The organism is Fontibacter flavus (genome assembly GCF_042432905.1).
Lineage (GTDB): Bacteria > Bacteroidota > Bacteroidia > Cytophagales > Cyclobacteriaceae > Fontibacter > Fontibacter flavus.
Window position 1 is genome coordinate 1 of the sequence record NZ_JBHLWI010000023.1, and the last position, 18,454, is coordinate 18,454.

Here is an 18,454-nt window from a genome sequence, read left to right on the forward strand (position 1 = left end):
ACCAGTATTATACGTGTCAAGGAAAAAATCTAATCAAAAATCCCCAATCATGACTTTAGATTTTCAAAATCAAAAAATTGCAGCATAAAAAAGGCTGCCCTTTTCGGACAGCCCCTTTTTGTTATTTAACTTTTTTCCAGTGCTTGTTCAATGTCCCAGATGATGTCAGAATAATGTTCGACACCTACTGAAATTCTGATCAGTTTATCGGTAATTCCTATAGAAAGTTTGTCTTCAGCTGACACATCACTATGTGTCATAGTAGATGGGTGTTCTGCCAATGATTCCGTACTTCCGAGAGAAACGGCGAGTTTGATCAACTTCAGGCTGTTGAGGAATTTAAAGGCTTCTTTTTCTCCCCCTTTAATATCAAATGATAACATCGCTCCAGCGCTGAAAAGCTGCTTTTTGAAGATAGTATGCTGTGAGGTTCCTGGGGTAAGATGTCCCAAATAATATACCTTTTCCACTTTTGGGTGGTTGGCTAGAAAATCAGCAACTTTCACTGCATTATCAGCCTGTTGGGTCATCCTAACTTTCAAAGTCTCCAAACTTCTCATCAACAACCATCCTGTCCAAGGTCCGGCCATGTTTCCAAGAAAGGTTCTGAGTGTTCTGACCCTCTTCATATGTTTGGCACGGCCAAGTACCGCACCTGCAATCAGGTCAGAATGCCCTCCTATGTATTTGGTGGCAGAATATACAAGTAGGTCTGCGCCATGCTTCAATGGGTGCTGCCAAAGTGGCCCCATATAAGTATTGTCCACACACACCACTACTTCCTTATCCTCATGGGAAAAAGTATCTGCAATTTTTCGGCAAGCTTCTAGGTCAAAGAGTGCATTGGTGGGATTGGCAGGAGTTTCGACGTAAACCATCTTGAGTTGCTCAGCCAGCCCTTTACTTTTAATTTCTTTAATAACCTCCTCAGCAGTTTGATTGCTTGTGAAGCCTATCCCACGTATTCCATACTGGGGCAAAACCTTATTGATAAAGTGGTCAGTGCCACCATATACGGGTTTGCTGTATAATAATACATCTCCTGGTCTTAAAAATTCCAGCATTACAGTCGAGATGGCAGACATACCGCTTTCAAATACGGCACAGTCATCTGCCCCATCCCATAAGCAAAGTCTTTCTTCTAAAATTTGAAGATCAGGATTGTTCAAACGGGAATAAATCAACCCTAATTCTTCATTAGGTTCTTTTTCACGTTGGCCATAGGCTACTTCAAAAAATGCTTTACCTTCCTCTGCAGAATTGAAAACAAAGGTTGATGTTTGAAATATTGGGCATTTGATCGCGCCTTCGGATAATGCAGGTTTGTAACCATGAGACATCATAAGACTCTCAGGGTGAAAATATCGGTTCTCCATGCTATTTGGGTTTATCAACGCAAATCAGCACAAATCCCATGAAATTGTCAATAGGCTAAAAAAATATTATTCTGAAAATTTAGAAAACACTTTTAAAATATTTTTCTATAATGGAATTTTATATTGTCTGTATAGTTATTACAGAATTTTATATTTCAAACCTTCGATTTTTTATGTTACACAACAATAAAATAACGAAATTCAGGGCTTATTTTACGACCACTTTTTTGTGGTACTCTTTTTCTCGGCTTCTGATGATAACGGTATAGAGTCCTTTTGGTAATCTTCTAAAGTGAAAATCAAACATTCCTATTTCTGGGAAAACCTGATTAACAGTTTGGCCCATTGCATTGATTACCCTGATTTGTTGGATTGTGCTAATGCCTGAGATGCTTAAGGTAAAGTTGCCATCTGAAGGGTTGGGGTAAACCACAATTGACTGTCCTCTTTCTTCTTCAATGGAGGTGATGATATTCACATTGACCGAAAGTTCACTCGATTCACCTTCATTGCAGCCGTTCATTGGAGTAACAGTAATCTTGAAATCTCCTTCTTTTTCCCAAATGACCCTGATCCTATTTGTTCCCTGTCCCGAAAGAATTCTTCCTCCCTGTTCGCTAATGTTCCATTGGAAGTTTACCTCAGGAACATTATTGACCTGATATTCCTCTTCAGTAAATCCTACCATTGCAGGACCTGAGATGTCTGAAGGTTTTTGTGGAGGTGTCTGAACAGAAATCTCTTTGGTAAATGTTGGTCCCTGACCACATGGATTATTGGGAGTGACTTTGATGGATTGATTGTTGGTAGCTGTCCAATTAACCACAACTCTACTGGTACCCTGACCTTCTGTAATGGTTCCTCCGCTGACTTCCCACACATAAATGGTTCCTGGATTATCAGTAACAAAATACTCTTCAGCTGTATTTTGGCAAACCACTCCTTCTCCATTAATCTCCAGAGGAGCATTTGGTTGAGTAGAGACTAAGACTTCAAGGCCGGCTGTCCCACTGTTGCCGCAGAAATTTTTAGCCCTTACCAAGACAGCATTTCTGCCGGGTACATCCCATTCCACTACTATTCTGTTTGTGCCTTGGCCATCAATGATGCGGCCTCCATCTACTCTCCATTCAAATTCGACATCAAGGCCAATAGCTTCTTGTACGGTATAGACCTGCTGACTCAGACAAATATTATTTTCTCCAAAAATTAAGGTAGGAGTCTCAGGAACCTGACAGTCATAACTGAAAAGGGTGCCGTTTTCACCAACTGCAAAGCCATTGCTTAATGTACCGAAGCTGATATCGGTGAAATCCTGAAAGGTTGCAGTCACTTGTCTCTCCCAAGTCAAGCCCCCATCTTTGGTTTGGATCATCAATCCTTTTTCACCCGTAATGAATCCCACTTCCTCATCCAAGAAAGTAACGGCATTGAGGTTTTGGGTATAAGGCAAATTGATTTGGCTCCAAGTCTTGCCTTTGTCTTCGGTCTTGAGAAGCGTACCGGCCTGTCCCACTACTACAGCTGAGAGGCTATCAAGAATGGCCAAATCATTCAGGTCTTCTGTGGTAGGGGTCAAGATGTTTTTCCATTCCTCTTCTTCCAAAATAGAAATGAAGCCTGTTGAACCGATGATGACTCCGGATTGCTGATCAAAAAATGCCAGATCTTTGAAGTCAGTATTGGAATTACCAATGTTGATGGTTGTCCAGTTGATCCCGCCATTTTCTGTTTTGGTCAAAAAACCACTATCACCAACTGCATAACCAAGGTTATTATTGAAGAAAAATAAACCATTGATATTGACTTCTGTGTCAGGGTTGAGTGAAGACCAGTTGACCCCGGAATTCGTTGTTCTCAGGATAACGCCATTGTCTCCACATATATAACCAAAGGCATTGGTGGTGAAAGCAAGGTCATTGAATTTGACAGAAAGAGGTCTGGATCTGTCTACCAAAGAGGCTCCTCCGTTGCTAGTTACAAAAAATCGTCCTTCTTCTCCAATTATGTATCCCAAAGTCGCTGTCCTGAATTGGGTTCCACTGTAATCCACTTCCCTTCCAGATAATCTGGTGGACCAGCTACCGCCGGAATTGTTTGAAGAGATGACAAAGCCGTTCGTACCGGTAGCAAAGACTACATTGGAATTAGCCCTGAAACTTGCATCTACAAAGTTTTGCTGATTATTGATGTTGATGGCATCAAAGGTGAGGGCTGCGTTGGTAGTTCGCAACAAGGTGGCATTTTGACCTGTAATCACACCAAGATTGCTGTTTGCCCGGTTAAAGGTAACTGCATAAAGATCCCTTTCAGTACCTGAGCTAATTGGCAACCAAGTTTCACCGGTGTCAGTTGTTTTCATGATGGTCCCCCTTTGTCCAACTGCATATCCAGTGGAACTAGAGACAAAATAGAGATCATTCAAGGCTTGGGATTGTCCTGTACTTTTGGTGGTCCAATTATTCCCTCCATTAAAAGTTCTGACCACATTCCCATTGGAGGCAGCCATAAAACCTGTGTCGGCATTGATGAAAAATAGGCCTTTCAAGTCTGCTGTGGTCCCCACACTTTGTTTTGTCCAGGATTGACCTGAGTTGGTAGACCGGTAAACTTCACCATTGTCTCCTACGGCATACGCTCTTGTATTGTTGAGAAATTTGACACTTTTCAAGGTAATGTTGTCCCCAATATTGATCAATTCCCAAGAACTTCCTCCATTTGTGGTTCTATATATCTGACCTTTTTCCCCTACCAGCAGTCCAAGTGTTTCACTAAAAAAATCTACGGACAACATCCTGTTTTTCGAAGGAGCTTCCAGTTCAAACCAGCTTAATCCGCCATCAATACTTTTTAAGATGATTTGATTGCCTGATATATAACCAACCTCTTCATTTACCCAGACAATTCCGGTAAGTTCATTACCCCATCCCCCTAATCTTCTCCAGGTTTGGGCCTGTAAAACGGAGTGAAAAAAAGTGCATAAAAATAGTAGGTATAGAAATTTCCTCATGGGTTGATGATCAACAATACCTTACAAAAATAGGATAATCTAACTAAAATGAAAGCCATGAAGATCCTGAGGTAGTTAAAGAAGGAGGTCATTTCGGAAGAATCTGGTGTAAACAGCATTTATCTTTTTAGAAACTCACATTTTAGCCTTATTTTTAACTAATAAAATTTTATCGCTATGAGAAAAATATTTTATATCCTATTGTCAATCATCACTTTGAGTAGCTGTGGTTCCAATGAAAGGGTGAGTAAGGAAGTGTTTGATGAGGTGAACAAAAGCATGGAGGTCAAAAAAGTGAATGAGGCGGATATGATCCAAAAGGCAATGGAATGGGGCAATGAAATCTCACAAGAGGCACAGGAAAGTCTAATTAAGGCATTGCAAAATGCCATTTCAGAAAAAGGAGTGCCAGGAGCTATTGAATTCTGTAATGTTGAGGCGCTGCCCATTCTTCAGGAGGTTGCTGACATTTATAGCGTGGAGATCCGAAGGGCTTCATTTGATTACCGTAATCCAGCAGATAAACCAACTGATTATGAAAAAGGCATTTTGGATGCCTATGCCTATAACGCGGAAAATTCCATCGCCAATGAGCCCAATATACAGAAGTTGGATAATGGTGATGTCCTGTTTTATACAAAGGCCATTCAGATTCCTAATGCCCTTTGTTTGAACTGTCATGGTACTGTGGGAAAGGAGATCAGTCCGGAGACTTCCGCAAAATTGAAGGAGTTATATCCTGAAGACAAAGCAATTGGTCATGAAGTGGGTGATTTGAGGGGCATGTGGAGTATCAGGATTCCTAAGAAAGAAGTGGTGAAGAGGATGTGAGTTAATTATTGGATAATGTAATTGATACTACATAAATGTAAAACAGTTGGTTTTGTGGTTTTTACGGCAGATTAATATTTTGTCGACGATTTTTTTTTAAAATTTTTAGGATATGTTGGGGTCATTTTTGAATTTTTTAACTCTTATTTATAACAGCTGTAGAAGAACCACTAACCTAGCATGGCCATCAACCCAAAAAAACCGACTTCTTCAGCCAGTTTATCTTTGAAATCTACCGATATCCTTAGGATATATGGGAAAAAGTCCGATTTGGAAGTGTGGGAGGCTTTTGACCAGGGAGATGAGCTGGCTTTTAATTTTCTGTACAGAACTTACGTACCTGTTTTATTCAGGTATGGAGCTCAGCTTACCCATGAAGAAGCTATTGTACAGGATTGTATACAAAACATTTTTATTTACCTCAGAGGAAAGCGTGGATCCCTTTCTAAGGTCAATTGTATCAAGGCTTATTTGCTGAAGTCTTTGAATAGAGAGGTTCTACATAAAATCTCCAGATCCAAGAAGTTAGAATACAAGGATATAGATGATTTGGAAGGAAGTTTTCTGATAGAAGTTTCTTACGAGTCAAAGATGATAGAATTTGAATCTTCAAAAGAAACCAAAGAGAAATTGGAGGCAGCATTGAATCAATTGACACCTAAACAAAGGCTAGCTGTATTGCTGCTTTATGAAGAAGGCTTAAGCTATCAGCAAATCGCTGAAGTGTTTGAATTTAGTGAAGTAAAATCAGCCCGAAAATTGATTTATAGGGCTATCAATAACTTGAAGAGTTTACTGATTAATAAAAAGCAATTTTGAAGAAGAAATGGTATTTGCACATTAAATAAGTGCTATTATTCTTCGACTTGCTCTTGATAAGAACTGAATGAAATACGAAGATTTTGATATTGAAGATTTTCTAAAAGATGAGTTTTTCATCCACTGGGTTATTTATAGGGATGAAGACACTGTACACTTTTGGGAGAAATGGGTACAGCAGCATCCTAAAAAGAGGCATGCTGTCTATATAGCTGCTGATATTATCAGATCAATTGGTTATAAGGAAAAAGTTGAACTAGATGATAAGCTTTATTTAGAGACTTTTGAAAACATATTGTTGGCAGAAAATAATCAATTTGAAAAAACTCCACCTAAAAGTTGGTGGGCTAGTTTATTTCATATCAGGAATATTGCTGCTGTTTTTTTGATAAGCATCTTGTTTTGGCTCTCATGGGATATCTTTTTAACTCCCAAAAGAACAGATAATAAGCTTCAACTTGAAGTTGAATGGATTACAAAAACTGTACCTGTAGGGAAAAAGTCAGTCATCACACTTTCTGATGGTTCAAAAATTTTCATGAATTCCAACAGTGAGCTTTCATATCCCAAAGTCTTTTCGGATACGGTGAGGACTGTAGCTGTTAAAGGGGAAGCTTTTTTTGAAGTGATAAAAGAAGAAAGGCCTTTTGTGGTAAATGTTGATGGAATAAAGATCAATGTGTTGGGTACATCTTTTAATGTGAAGGAGATGGAGGAAGGTAAATTATCAGTGGCATTAGTGACAGGTAAGGTCCGTGTCAATGATGATTCCGGGAATCAGGTTAACCTGCATCCAAAAGAGATGTTAGTTATCAGAGATAATGGTCCTTTCATCAAAACTGAATTTGATTCCCTAGAAGTTTTAGGTTGGAAGAATAAGTATCTGATTTTTAAGAAGGAGAACTTTAATTCAGTTAAGAAAAAACTAGAAAATTGGTATGGAGTAGAAATTGAAGTGAAGGGATGGGTAAACCCACGATGGACTTATTCCGGCATGTACCAAGATGAAATGTTGGAAAATGTGCTCAAAGGAATCAGTCTCACCTCAGGAATCCATTATTCAATCAAAAACAAAAAAGTCGTCATCTCAAACGTCAAGTAAACCCATGATAGCCACAAACAACACCAGTTAAAAAAAGGAAGCAGAAAGTGTTCTGGGGGGAACAACTTTCTGCTAGGAAATCCTAGGCAAGGATAGTCTTAGCTGCCTAGGAGATAGTTCAAGTACCAATCACTTAAACCACTCAATCTTATGAAAAAAAAACTACTCAGGCAACTTATTATGCTGTCTAAAAGATTATTGTATGGTTTTGCAATTCAGTTGTTTATTTGCACAGTTCTTTTTGCAGAGAATAGCAATGCGCAGAGGAAGACCATAGAAGATGTTAGGGTCACCATCAATTTGAAAGATCAGCCCATCAAAAGGGCTTTTCAGGAAATTGAAAAGAATACCGAATTTAGATTTACCTACAACGACAATCTTGTCGATGTCAATAACCCTATCACGGTAGAAACCAGAAATAGACCGGTTATAGATGTTTTAGAAGCTATTTCTAGGCAAAGTTCCCTTCAATTTGTTCAGATTAATGGCAACATCCATGTCAAACCAGGAATCAATATTGCGAATAAGGATAGGGTAGTTGTTCAGGATGAAGCCATTTACAAAATTGTTACAGGTGTTGTGTATGATGATGAAGGGGAGCCGCTACCAGGGGTTTCTATTTTGATCGAAGGCACGACTAATGGAACAGTTACCGACCTGGATGGCAGATACTCTATTGATGTTGCTGAAGGATCATTCCTTGTTTTTTCTTTTATAGGCTTTGAATCCAAAAGAATTCAGATAACGGGAAGTAATACTTATGATGTGACGATGAACACAGACCTTAAGTCATTAGGAGAGGTTATTGTAGTAGGCTATGGTGAACAAAGAAAAGAAACCATTACTGGATCTGTAGCTACAGTAAAAGGTGATGATCTAGTAAAATCTCCAGCCATGAACCTGACCAACTCTATAGCGGGAAGGATGGCTGGTGTAGTAGCCGTAAACCGAAGTGGTGAGCCAGGATATGATGGATCTGGAATCCGAATCAGGGGTTCAAATACCCTTGGAAATAATGATGCGTTGATCGTTATTGATGGTATTCCTGCAAGGGCAGGTGGTATCGAAAGGCTAAACCCAAATGATATTGAATCAATTTCAGTATTGAAAGATGCTGCTGCAGCTATTTATGGTGCCAGAGCTGCAAATGGTGTAATCTTGGTGACCACCAAAAGAGGCCAGTCAGGAAAGCCCGAACTTTCTTATCAGTTTAATCAAGGATTTGCCCAACCAACAGTAATACCGGCTTTGGCCAATGCCGCCCAGTATGGTGAGATGCTCAATGACCTAAGTGTATATGAGCTTCCTGTATCAGAATGGCAGGCTGCTACCAATGCATTCCGGAATGATGGGGTTTATACCCGTCCTAATGGACAGGTGAGGACAGCTCCCTTTAGTCCCGAAGCATTGGCCATGCACAGAGCTGGTACAGACCCATGGAATTATCCAGATACAGATTGGTTTGCCGCCACGTTAAAGACATGGTCTCCTCAGGTGAGGCATAACCTGCAATTGAATGGCGGTACGGATAACATTAAATATCTGGCATCACTTGGCTATCAGAATCAGGATGCCTACTACAGAAATTCAGCTACTGGGTATCAGCAATATGACATGAGGTTAAACTTGGACGCCAAGATTAATGAGCATATTGATCTTCAAATAGGTGTTTTGGGAAGAAGGGAATACCGCTATTTTCCAACTAGAGGAGCTGGGGCAATCTTTAGGATGCAAATGAGAGGTAAGCCACATGAGCCAGCTTTTTGGCCTGATGGCAGACCGGGTCCGGATATTGAAAACGGTGAAAACCCAGTTGTAATCACTACCAATGCTACAGGCTATGACCGCGATACAAGAGATTATTTCCAAACCAATGGTGCCTTAAACGTAAAAATCCCTTGGGTAGAAGGTCTGAAGTTTACAGGTACTGCAGCCGTGGATAATTTAAGCAGGTTTGTAAAAAGATGGGAGACGCCTTGGATTCTTTACCAAAGAGGTAATGGTTTTGAGGCTGATGGCACGACACCTATTCTTGTTCCCACAGAAAGGGGACCCGCTGAGCCAAGACTGACCCAGTCCAATAATAACCAATTAAATATATTATTGGGCGGTGTATTTACTTACGATAAGCAAATAGGAGACCATGGTCTACAGTTTTTGGCAGGTACAAATAAAGAAACTGTAAAAGGGGATGATTTTTGGGCCTATAGGCGATTCTTCATTTCCACAGCCATTGATCAAATGTTCGCAGGTGGTGACGATGAGAAGAACAACGGTGGTGGTGCATTTGAGCAGGCCCGTCTCAACTATTTTGGAAGGATGGCTTATAATTTCAAGGAAAAATATCTTTTGGAATTCCTTTGGAGATATGATGCTTCCTATATTTTTCCTAGAGAGACCAGATATGGATTCTTCCCAGGAGTAATGGCCGGTTGGGTGATTTCTGAAGAAAATTTCTGGAAGAATAATTTCTCAAATTTTGATTTCTTTAAAATCAGAGGATCTTGGGGACAAATGGGTAATGATCAGATTTTTTATGATGGCGTATTCCAGGAATACCAATTCCTATCTACTTATGGATTTAGAAGCCATATCCTGGAGGGACAGGAGGTCAAAACCCTATATGAGACAAGGGTGCCAAATAATATGATTACCTGGGAGATTGCGAACAACTCCAATCTGGGTGTTGAAGGGCAATTGTACCAAGGAAAGATCTTCTTCGAATTTGACCTATTCTACAACAAACGGACAAATATTCTTTGGAGAAAAAATGCCTCCGTTCCTCAGAGTACCGGACTTTCTTCCTTATTACCTGCAGAAAATATAGGTTAAGTGGAGAACAAAGGCTTTGACCTTAACTTGGGATATAGAGGACAGAAAGGCGACTTCCGATATGCAGTCAGTGTCAATGGAGGTTATGCCAAAAACAAAATTCTTTTCTGGGATGAGCCTCCAGGAGCACCTGCATGGCAACGATCTACAGGAATGCCTATGGGCTCTCCAGGTCCAATTTATGTCTATGATGGTGTTTTCAGAGATCAGGCCGATATAGATGGAAACAGTTTGGATTATTCAGCTATTACCAATGAATTGCGACCAGGAGATATGAAATTCAGAGATATAGACGGAGATGGTGCGATTACACCTTTAGATAGGATCAGGTTAGATAGAAATAACATTCCAAGATTTCAAGGAGGTATGAATATCAATGCCAGCTGGAAAAATTTTGATTTGTCGGTATTGTTCCAGGGAGCTGCCGGGGCAATGGCCTTGGTCAGTGCCGGTGAATCCGGTAATATCGGGAACTACCTCCTAGATTTCTATGAAAATCGCTGGACCATAGATAACCCAAGCAGCGTCCATCCAAGAATTGCAAATAGAAGTGACCAATATTTCTCTTCAGGAAATACATATTGGTACAGGAGTACTGATTATATCAGGCTCAAAAACCTTGAAATAGGATATACCCTACCTGAAACAATTACCAATAGATTGGGGATGAATAATGTGAGATTCTATGTGAATGGGTTGAATTTACTGACTTGGGATAAACTGAAAGTATATGATCCGGAATCTGACAATTCTACCGGTCAATACTATCCTCAGGCCAGGGTAATCAATGGTGGTTTTTCTGTTACATTTTAATTATGAACATTACCATGAAAAGACTTAATATAAAAACATTACTCGTAGTTTTAATATCAGTATCGATATGGAGCTGCAATGATGATTTTCTGGATACCACCCCACTTGGAGAGGTATCAGAATCAGCAGTTTGGACAGATGCTGGTTTAGCAGAAGCTTTTGTGACCGATATATATGGAGGATTAGTATGGGGAGGATTCAATGAGCAGGCTTTGGCTTCCTTAACTGATGAAGCCATCTTTACGCACCCAGGAAGAAATATCAACACGGTGACTGAAGCAAGATCCAATCCTCAAAACCCAGGCTGGATTGATGATTCGAGAGGCTGGTCCAATCTTTACAATAGACTAAGGTCTGCTAATATTGCGATAGAGAACCTTTCAGATCCGCAATTTGACAATACTACAGGTGTAGCTGATAGGCTTTTGGGAGAAGCTTTGTTCATGAGAGCATATTTCCATCATCAATTGTTGAGAAATTATGGAGCATTTCCTATTGCAGATAAGACTATCACTTTAAGTGACGACACCTTTGAGAAGGAAAGAAATACTTTTGAAGAATGTGTTGATTTTATCGTTGCAGATTTGGATCAGGCAGCCCAATTACTGGCAGGTTTGAACCTTCAAAGAGGCCGTGCCAATCAAGTAGCTGCTTTGGCTTTAAAGTCTAGGGTTTTATTGTATGCTGCAAGTGACCTTCATGATATGCCTACAGCATCTAGCAAATCTTCTGTGATATCTGCTTACAACAATAAAGAGCTAATTGGTTATACTACTGGCAACAGGGCTGAAAGATGGCAAAAAGCAAAAACTGCAGCGAAATCAGCGATGGACCTACAAGCTGGTAACATGCTAAATCTTACCGAACCATTGGATCCTCAGATGGCCACACAGGTTTATATCAATAACTCTATTTCAAGGAGTGGAGGGGAGAATGAGATGATTTTCGGAAGATATTATCTTAATTCCAAACCTGAATGGGGTGGAAGACAGGGATTGTTCAATGGCCCTAATGGATACAATAACTGGGCAGGAAATACCCCTGTATCACTATTGGTGGATGATTATGAAATGATGGATGGAAGCAAGTTTGACTGGAACAATGAAGAGCATGCAACTCATCCTTATGACAACCGTGATCCTAGATTTTATGGGACTTTCTTATTTGATGGGGCACAGTGGAAACCAAGATCCCCGGCCAATCAGGCAAGAGATCCACTTGGACAGATTCAGACCGGCAGCTATGAAGTTACCAATGCAACTGGTCAAAAGATTACCCATTTTGGCTTGGATACCAGAAACAGTCCTATTGAAGATTGGAATGGATCTTACACCGGTTATTATGTAAGGAAATTTATTGAGCCGGATCCGGGTCATGTGGATCAAAACACTTGGCAGGAAATTCCCTGGCCGGCAATAAGGGTAACAGAGGTGGTTCTTAATTATGTAGAAGCATGTATTGAACTAGGGGAATTTGAAGAAGCAAGGACTTGGTTGAATAAAATCAGGTTTAGGGCAGGAATGCCGGCGATTACTTCTTCAGGGGATCAGTTAAAAGCGGATTACAGAAACGAGAGAAGGGTAGAAATGGCTTTTGAAGAGCAGCGCTACTATGATGCCAGAAGATGGATGATTGCACCTCAGACCTTGGGAAGACAGGCAAACGGTATTCAGATCAGAGGTACCTTGAAGCCCGGTAAAGTGAACGCCATCTACAGGTATGATCCTGAATTATACGATTATTCATATTCCATAATAGAGATAGATCCAGGTAAAGAAAACAGGTTATGGCTTGACAAAATGTATTGGATGCCAATCAGTTTTGATGAAATGAACAGGAATTCCTTGCTTATACAAAATCCTGGGTACTAATTATTAATTGATCTGTAAATTGAGCAACTTAGCTGACATCTTCGGAGGAATCGGCTAAGTTGCTTTTTCCTCATTAATTACCCAAACAGCACATGATGTACAGATCTTTGTACAAAATATTTCCGAGTACGGCTTTCGTTTTTGTCCTGCTTTTAGCTTGTCAAAATTCCCGTAATGAATATTCGGAAGCCCCTTTGATTAGTGGTCCTACACTTTTTGAATTGATCACTCCTGAAGAATCCGGAGTGATTTTTAACAATAAACTTACAGAAGGGCCCAATACCAATGTTTTGATGTATGAGTATTTTTATAATGGCGGAGGAATAGCCATAGGTGATCTCAATGGAGATGGATTGGATGATATTTATTTTACAGGTAACATGGTTTCCAATGCCCTGTATTTAAACAAAGGCAATTTGAAATTTGAGGATATTACAAATCAAGCAGGGGTATCCGGTAGGGAAGGTCCTTGGACCACGGGTGTTACCATGGCAGATGTCAATGGCGACGGTTGGCTTGATATTTATGTGTGTTATTCAGGCAATTTGCCTTCGGATAAAAGGAAAAACCAACTTTTTATTCATCAAGGTTTGAATGATGATGGGCTTCCCTTTTTTAAAGAAAATGCGGAAGAATTTGGTCTAGCCATCGATTCATTTTCGACACAGGCACTTTTTTTTGATTTTGATTTGGATGGAGATTTGGACATGTTTTTACTGAACCATAATCCTAAATCTTTACCGGTGTTAGATGAGTCAAGTACTAAAGATCTGATGAGCAGAAGGGACCCCTCAGGTTCTCAATTGTTCAGAAATGATAAGGGGAAATTTATCGAAGTGACAGCGTCAGCTGGGATTCAAAATTCCGCACTTTCTTATGGGTTGGGGATTGGTGCAGCAGATTTAAATGGAAACGGGTATCCTGACCTGTATGTGAGTAATGATTATACAGCGACCGATTACCTTTATTTTAATAATGGAGATGGCACATTCACGGATGCTACCCATATTTCATTAGGCCATATATCGCAATTTTCGATGGGAAATGAACTCGCTGATTTCAATAATGACGGATTGATTGACATTTACACCCTGGATATGCTTCCAGAGGACAACAAGAGGCAAAAACTGTTGATGAGTCCCGACAATTATGAAAAGCACCAGTTTATGGTAAATGTAGGTTTACATCATCAATATATGAGGAATATGCTCCACCTTAATCAGGGAAATGGAGGATTCAGTGAAATCGGGCAAATTTCAGGTGTTTCAAATACCGATTGGAGCTGGTCGGCCTTGTTTGCTGATTTTGATAATGATGGTTGGAAGGACCTATTTGTCAGCAATGGTTATAGAAAAGACTATACCAATCTTGATTTTTTGAAATACATGGGCGATTATGTTCAGAACCATAGAGGAAACCTGAAGCGTGACAACATTCTGGAACTGGTTTCAAAAATTCCTGCTTCGGATATTCCCAATTATATTTTTAAAAACAACCAACAGGGCGGTTTTCAAAATGTTACTGCAGCTTGGGGTCTTTCTCAGTCCGTCAATAGTAATGGTGCAGCTTATGCAGATTTGGATAATGACGGTGATCTTGAACTGGTCATCAACAATGTTGATGTCCCCGCTTTTATCTATAAAAACAAAAGTCAGGAGTTAGAGCCCAAGAACTGGCTTCAGCTTGAGCTGAAAGGTGAAGGTCAAAATCCATATGGGATCGGGACAAAAGTTTATCTTTTTGAAGGAAATAACCTTCAAATGCAGGAACAAATGCCCACAAGAGGCTATCAATCCAGCGTGTCTTATAAAATGCATTTTGGCCTTGGTACAAATGCTACCTTAGACTCTATCATGGTCATTTGGCCAGGAGGTAAATCACAGACAGTGAAAAGTCCCAATATTAACCAGATAATTTCCTTCGATCAAAGAAACAGTAATGCAGTTGTTATTCATCATTTGGCGATGGATGTCCCAACTGTTTTCCGGAATACAGGTTCAATTGGGGAATATGTCAAAACCTCGGCATTTAATGATTTTAAAAGGCAGGCATTGGTTCCAAACCCCATCTCAGGAAGTAAACTGGCGATGGCTAATGGGGATCTCAATGGTGATGGATTAGATGATATCTTCTTGGGGGGTCTTGCTGGATATGCTTCACAGATCCTTTTTCAGCTAAAAAACGGAGAGTTTATCAAGGTACCAATAACAGAAATATTTGAAGGGACACACGATTCAGAAGATACAGACGCCCTGATTTTTGATGCCAATGAGGATGGATGGAATGATATTTATGTAGCTAGCGGAGGATATGGTAACTTTTCCGTAAATGACCCGAGATTACAGGACCGGTTATATGTAAATGATGGTAAAGGGAATTTTAAATTGAAAAAAAATGCCCTTCCAAAAATGATGACTCCTACTTCTGTGGTGATATCCAATGATATCAATGGAGATGGGTTTCAGGATTTGTTCATAGGATCAGGTACCATGCCAGGTTTCTATCCATTGAGTGCGACAAGTTATATATTGATGAATAATCAAGACGGTACTTTTGAGGATGTTACGTCAGTCTATTTACCAGAACTTAAAGATATAGGTATTGTAAAAGATGCGAAGTGGTTTGATTTAAATGGGAATGGTCAAGAAGAATTAATCATTGTAGGGGATTGGACACCCATCAGTGTCTTTGCCTTCAAAGAAAAGAAATTTGAGAATGTTACTTCCCAATTTTTTAATCAGGAGTATACCGGTTGGTGGAATACGGTTCACTTAGAAGTAATTGACGATAAGATTGTGTTGCTTGCAGGTAATTATGGACTGAACAGTCAATTGAAGGCCAGTATTGCAGCACCTGTCCAACTGTACTTTAAGGACTTTGATGATAATGGTTCAGTTGACCCGATTTTGACTTCCTACATACAGGGTATATCCTATCCTTACTTGACAAGAGACGAAATTCTAGAACATTTTTCCCACAAAAGGGCACAGTTCAATACTTATGAAAGTTATGCAAATGCCCGGATAACGGATATTTTTTCTTCGGAAGAGCTCAAGGATGTAGGTGTCCTGAGTGCTTCTTTTTTGGACACAAAAATGTTTGTTTTAAGGGATCAGGGACTATTTGAAGAAATACCTCTTCCTTTCGAAGTACAATATGCTCCTGTTCACAAAATCATTTTTATTGAGAGGTCAGGTCGGAGATTTTTGCTGTTCTTAGGTAATCAGGAAAAGTCCAGGTTAAGGATTGGGAAGCATGATGCCAATCAAGGAACTTTAGTAGAATTGCAAGATCTGTCAAAGCCTAAATATATCCCTCAAAATATTTCAGGCTTCAAAATTTTAGGAGAAAGTAGAAATGCGTTGAAAATTGCGGATAATAAAATTATCGTGAATGTCATGGGTCAAGCCCTTCAGATTTATGAAAAATAGCAAACCCCCATATCGAATTTCAAAATTGAAGCCTTCTATCTGCTCTATTTTGATATTAAGCTTATTTTGCTGTACGTCCAAGCATGGTCAAATAAAATATTCTCATCAAGATATTGCTAAGGTCATGGGGGCTGTAACTGAAGTAATGGTTCATGATGTAACAAACCCTCCCTTGGCCAGCAGATTTTTTTCTTATATCAGTCTGGCAGGTATGGAGGCATTGAGCCCCTCCTATCCTGATGGTGAGTATTTGTTTTCAGTATTGGAATCTTACGAGCGGCCGAATTTGTCAGCAAGACCTGAACAAATAGATTATCACCTGGCAGCCATTTTAGCGATGATCCATACTGCAAAAGCACTTCAACCTTCTGGAGCAAACTTGGGAGATTACTTGAATAGTGTAAAAGAAATGTCGATTTCTAAAGGGGTTTCAGATAAAATATGGAGTTCCACAAACTTGTATAGTGAAGCTATTGCCCTACATGTCGTAGAGTATTCAAAAAAAGATGGTTATAGGTTGATCAGTTCTTTGCCCAGGTATGAGGCTAAAGGTGTAGAGGGAACCTGGATTCCAACCCCGCCAGGTTATTTTCCTGCTGTGGAGCCATATTTTAATACCTTGAAGCCTTTTTTTCTTGATTCAGCAAATCAATTTACACCGGATATACCTGTGGAGTATTCTGAGGATGATGGAAGTCCATTCTTCCATTTAGCAGCAGAGGTTTATGAACAGGATCTGGCAGCGGAAGATCTCCTTATTGCTGCATTTTGGGATTGTAACCCTTTTGCTTTGGATGACAATGGCCATTTATTGATCGGATTGAAAAAAATTTCTCCTGGTGCCCATTGGATTGGTATTGCCAACATTGCCTGTATGGAGAGGGATCTGAGTTTTGAAAGGACAATGGAAGTGAATGCAGTGATGTCAATGACCATTTATGATGCTTTTATAGCCTGTTGGGATGAAAAATTCAGAAGTAACCGTGTGAGACCAGAGACTGCTATTCGAAAACTGATTGATCCAAGCTTTCGGCCCTTTCTTCAGACTCCTCCATTTCCAGAATACCTCAGTGGACATTCTGTAGTATCCACTGCTTCTGCGGAAATTCTGACGGCTTATTTTGGAGATGATTTCGCATATGTGGATACGGTAGAAGTTAGCTATGGATTGGATCCCAGAAAATTTGCTTCATTTAGGCAAGCTGCTGAGGAAGCGTCTATTTCAAGACTTTATGGGGGGATTCATTACCGGGATGGTATTATTGAAGGCCAGGTTCAAGGAAAAAAAGTTGCAGCCTTTATCATTGAAAAACTGGACTTAAACCAGAAATTCTAAAGCTTATATATTTCAAACCTATTATTCACCTGATTATTATTAAATTAAACAATGATCAAGACTAAAATCATCTTCTTTTCTTTAAGCCTGGTGCTGCTGTGCGTAATTGCTTTTGTTCCGTTCAGACAGACTAATTTTAAGGCTTATACTCAAAGTATCCCTGATTCAGGCCAATCTTTCGGAATGGTACCAATCCCAGGAGGTGTTTTCACCATGGGAGGTAAGGGCAATGCGGATGAAATGCCCCTGCATCAGGTAGAGATTTCACCATTTTGGATGGGAACTCATGAAATTACCTGGGATATTTTCGAACTTTTTCTGGATAAAAATTATGAAATAGCTATTGCTGAACAAGCCTTGCCTGCCCAGGTGGATGGGCTTACCCGTCCTAGCATTCCCTATCTGGATATGACCTTTGGGATGGGTAAAGAGGGCAAACCCGCCATTGGCATGACCCAATATGGAGCCATTCAATTTTGTAAATGGCTTTATTTGAAAACAGGGGTCTTTTATAGACTACCTACTGAAGCAGAATGGGAATATGCAGCAAGGGCAGGCAGTAAGGGCAGGTATTTCTTTGGTGATGAGGAAAACCAACTGCAGGAATACGCCTGGTTTGCCAAAAACAGTGATGGAAATACGCAGTTGGTAGGCAAGAAAAAACCCAACCCTTGGGGCCTTTACGATATCCTGGGTAATGTGATGGAATGGACTTCAGATCAATATGAAGCCGATACTTACCAAAAGCGCTCATCTAGCATAGAAAAAGACCCAAAAGTACCCATTCGAACACTATACCCTGGATCTATACGTGGAGGGCATTATAAAAGTGGAGCAGAGGATTTAAGCGTCTCCAAAAGATTCTACTCTAAAAGTGAATGGAAAAGAATTGACCCACAAATTCCCAAAAGCCAGTGGTGGTTTCCTGAAGCTCCCTTTCTTGGGCTTAGGGTAGTCCGTCCGCTTAATCCTCCAAGTCAGGCCGAAATTATGGCTTATTATGACCGGGCGCCTATTGCGGATTATTAATTAC

The 18,454-nt window shown here is 40.0% G+C and carries 9 protein-coding genes and 1 pseudogene; 8 read left to right on the forward strand and 2 right to left on the reverse strand.

Annotation, left to right across the window (positions count from 1 at the left end):
- Nucleotides 1-125: 125 nt before the first annotated feature.
- Both ACFFIP_RS08510 and ACFFIP_RS08515 read right to left on the reverse strand, forming a co-directional pair.
- A complete protein-coding gene (locus ACFFIP_RS08510; RefSeq protein WP_382387171.1) occupies nucleotides 126-1,376 on the reverse strand; it encodes a cystathionine gamma-synthase family protein in 1,251 nt (416 codons plus the stop codon).
- 208 nt (nucleotides 1,377-1,584) lie between these two features.
- Nucleotides 1,585-4,386, reverse strand: a complete 2,802-nt coding sequence (locus ACFFIP_RS08515) for a YCF48-related protein (RefSeq protein WP_382387172.1) — start codon at nucleotides 4,384-4,386, stop codon at nucleotides 1,585-1,587.
- Nucleotides 4,387-4,563: 177 nt separating this feature from the next.
- On the opposite strand from ACFFIP_RS08515, the gene ACFFIP_RS08520 reads away from it, so the two are divergent.
- The 8 genes and pseudogenes from ACFFIP_RS08520 (at nucleotide 4,564) to ACFFIP_RS08555 (ending at nucleotide 18,450) form a co-directional block, all read left to right on the forward strand.
- Entirely contained in the window at nucleotides 4,564-5,217 is a 654-nt protein-coding gene (locus ACFFIP_RS08520) for a Tll0287-like domain-containing protein (RefSeq protein WP_382387173.1), read from the forward strand.
- A 180-nt stretch (nucleotides 5,218-5,397) separates the two neighbouring features.
- Nucleotides 5,398-6,036, forward strand: coding sequence for an RNA polymerase sigma factor (locus ACFFIP_RS08525; RefSeq protein ID WP_382387174.1), 639 nt, complete (start codon nucleotides 5,398-5,400; stop codon nucleotides 6,034-6,036).
- Nucleotides 6,037-6,103: 67 nt separating this feature from the next.
- A complete protein-coding gene (locus ACFFIP_RS08530; protein ID WP_382387175.1) occupies nucleotides 6,104-7,138 on the forward strand; it encodes a FecR family protein in 1,035 nt (344 codons plus the stop codon).
- A 180-nt stretch (nucleotides 7,139-7,318) separates the two neighbouring features.
- Nucleotides 7,319-10,783: pseudogene (locus ACFFIP_RS08535) on the forward strand (SusC/RagA family TonB-linked outer membrane protein).
- A 14-nt stretch (nucleotides 10,784-10,797) separates the two neighbouring features.
- Entirely contained in the window at nucleotides 10,798-12,654 is a 1,857-nt protein-coding gene (locus tag ACFFIP_RS08540) for a RagB/SusD family nutrient uptake outer membrane protein (protein ID WP_382387176.1), read from the forward strand.
- A gap of 92 nt (nucleotides 12,655-12,746) precedes the next feature.
- Complete coding sequence (locus ACFFIP_RS08545) at nucleotides 12,747-16,085, forward strand: VCBS repeat-containing protein (RefSeq protein WP_382387177.1); 3,339 nt, start codon at nucleotides 12,747-12,749, stop codon at nucleotides 16,083-16,085.
- Nucleotides 16,075-17,421 (forward strand): vanadium-dependent haloperoxidase, encoded by a 1,347-nt coding sequence (locus ACFFIP_RS08550; protein ID WP_382387178.1) that lies wholly within the window; start codon nucleotides 16,075-16,077, stop codon nucleotides 17,419-17,421. Before ACFFIP_RS08545 ends, ACFFIP_RS08550 begins: the two co-directional genes overlap by 11 nt.
- Before the next feature lie 51 nt (nucleotides 17,422-17,472).
- Nucleotides 17,473-18,450 (forward strand): formylglycine-generating enzyme family protein, encoded by a 978-nt coding sequence (locus tag ACFFIP_RS08555; protein ID WP_382387179.1) that lies wholly within the window; start codon nucleotides 17,473-17,475, stop codon nucleotides 18,448-18,450.
- The last annotated feature ends 4 nt before the right edge of the window (nucleotides 18,451-18,454 follow it).

Coding starts and splice junctions, on each gene's coding strand:
- ACFFIP_RS08515 (WP_382387172.1), bottom strand. CDS start 4,386: ATGAGGAAATTTCTATACCTACTATTTTTATGCACTTTTTTTCACTCC.
- ACFFIP_RS08520 (WP_382387173.1), top strand. CDS start 4,564: ATGAGAAAAATATTTTATATCCTATTGTCAATCATCACTTTGAGTAGC.
- ACFFIP_RS08530 (WP_382387175.1), top strand. CDS start 6,104: ATGAAATACGAAGATTTTGATATTGAAGATTTTCTAAAAGATGAGTTT.
- ACFFIP_RS08545 (WP_382387177.1), top strand. CDS start 12,747: ATGATGTACAGATCTTTGTACAAAATATTTCCGAGTACGGCTTTCGTT.
- ACFFIP_RS08550 (WP_382387178.1), top strand. CDS start 16,075: ATGAAAAATAGCAAACCCCCATATCGAATTTCAAAATTGAAGCCTTCT.
- ACFFIP_RS08510 (WP_382387171.1), bottom strand. CDS start 1,376: ATGGAGAACCGATATTTTCACCCTGAGAGTCTTATGATGTCTCATGGT.
- ACFFIP_RS08525 (WP_382387174.1), top strand. CDS start 5,398: ATGGCCATCAACCCAAAAAAACCGACTTCTTCAGCCAGTTTATCTTTG.
- ACFFIP_RS08540 (WP_382387176.1), top strand. CDS start 10,798: ATGAAAAGACTTAATATAAAAACATTACTCGTAGTTTTAATATCAGTA.
- ACFFIP_RS08555 (WP_382387179.1), top strand. CDS start 17,473: ATGATCAAGACTAAAATCATCTTCTTTTCTTTAAGCCTGGTGCTGCTG.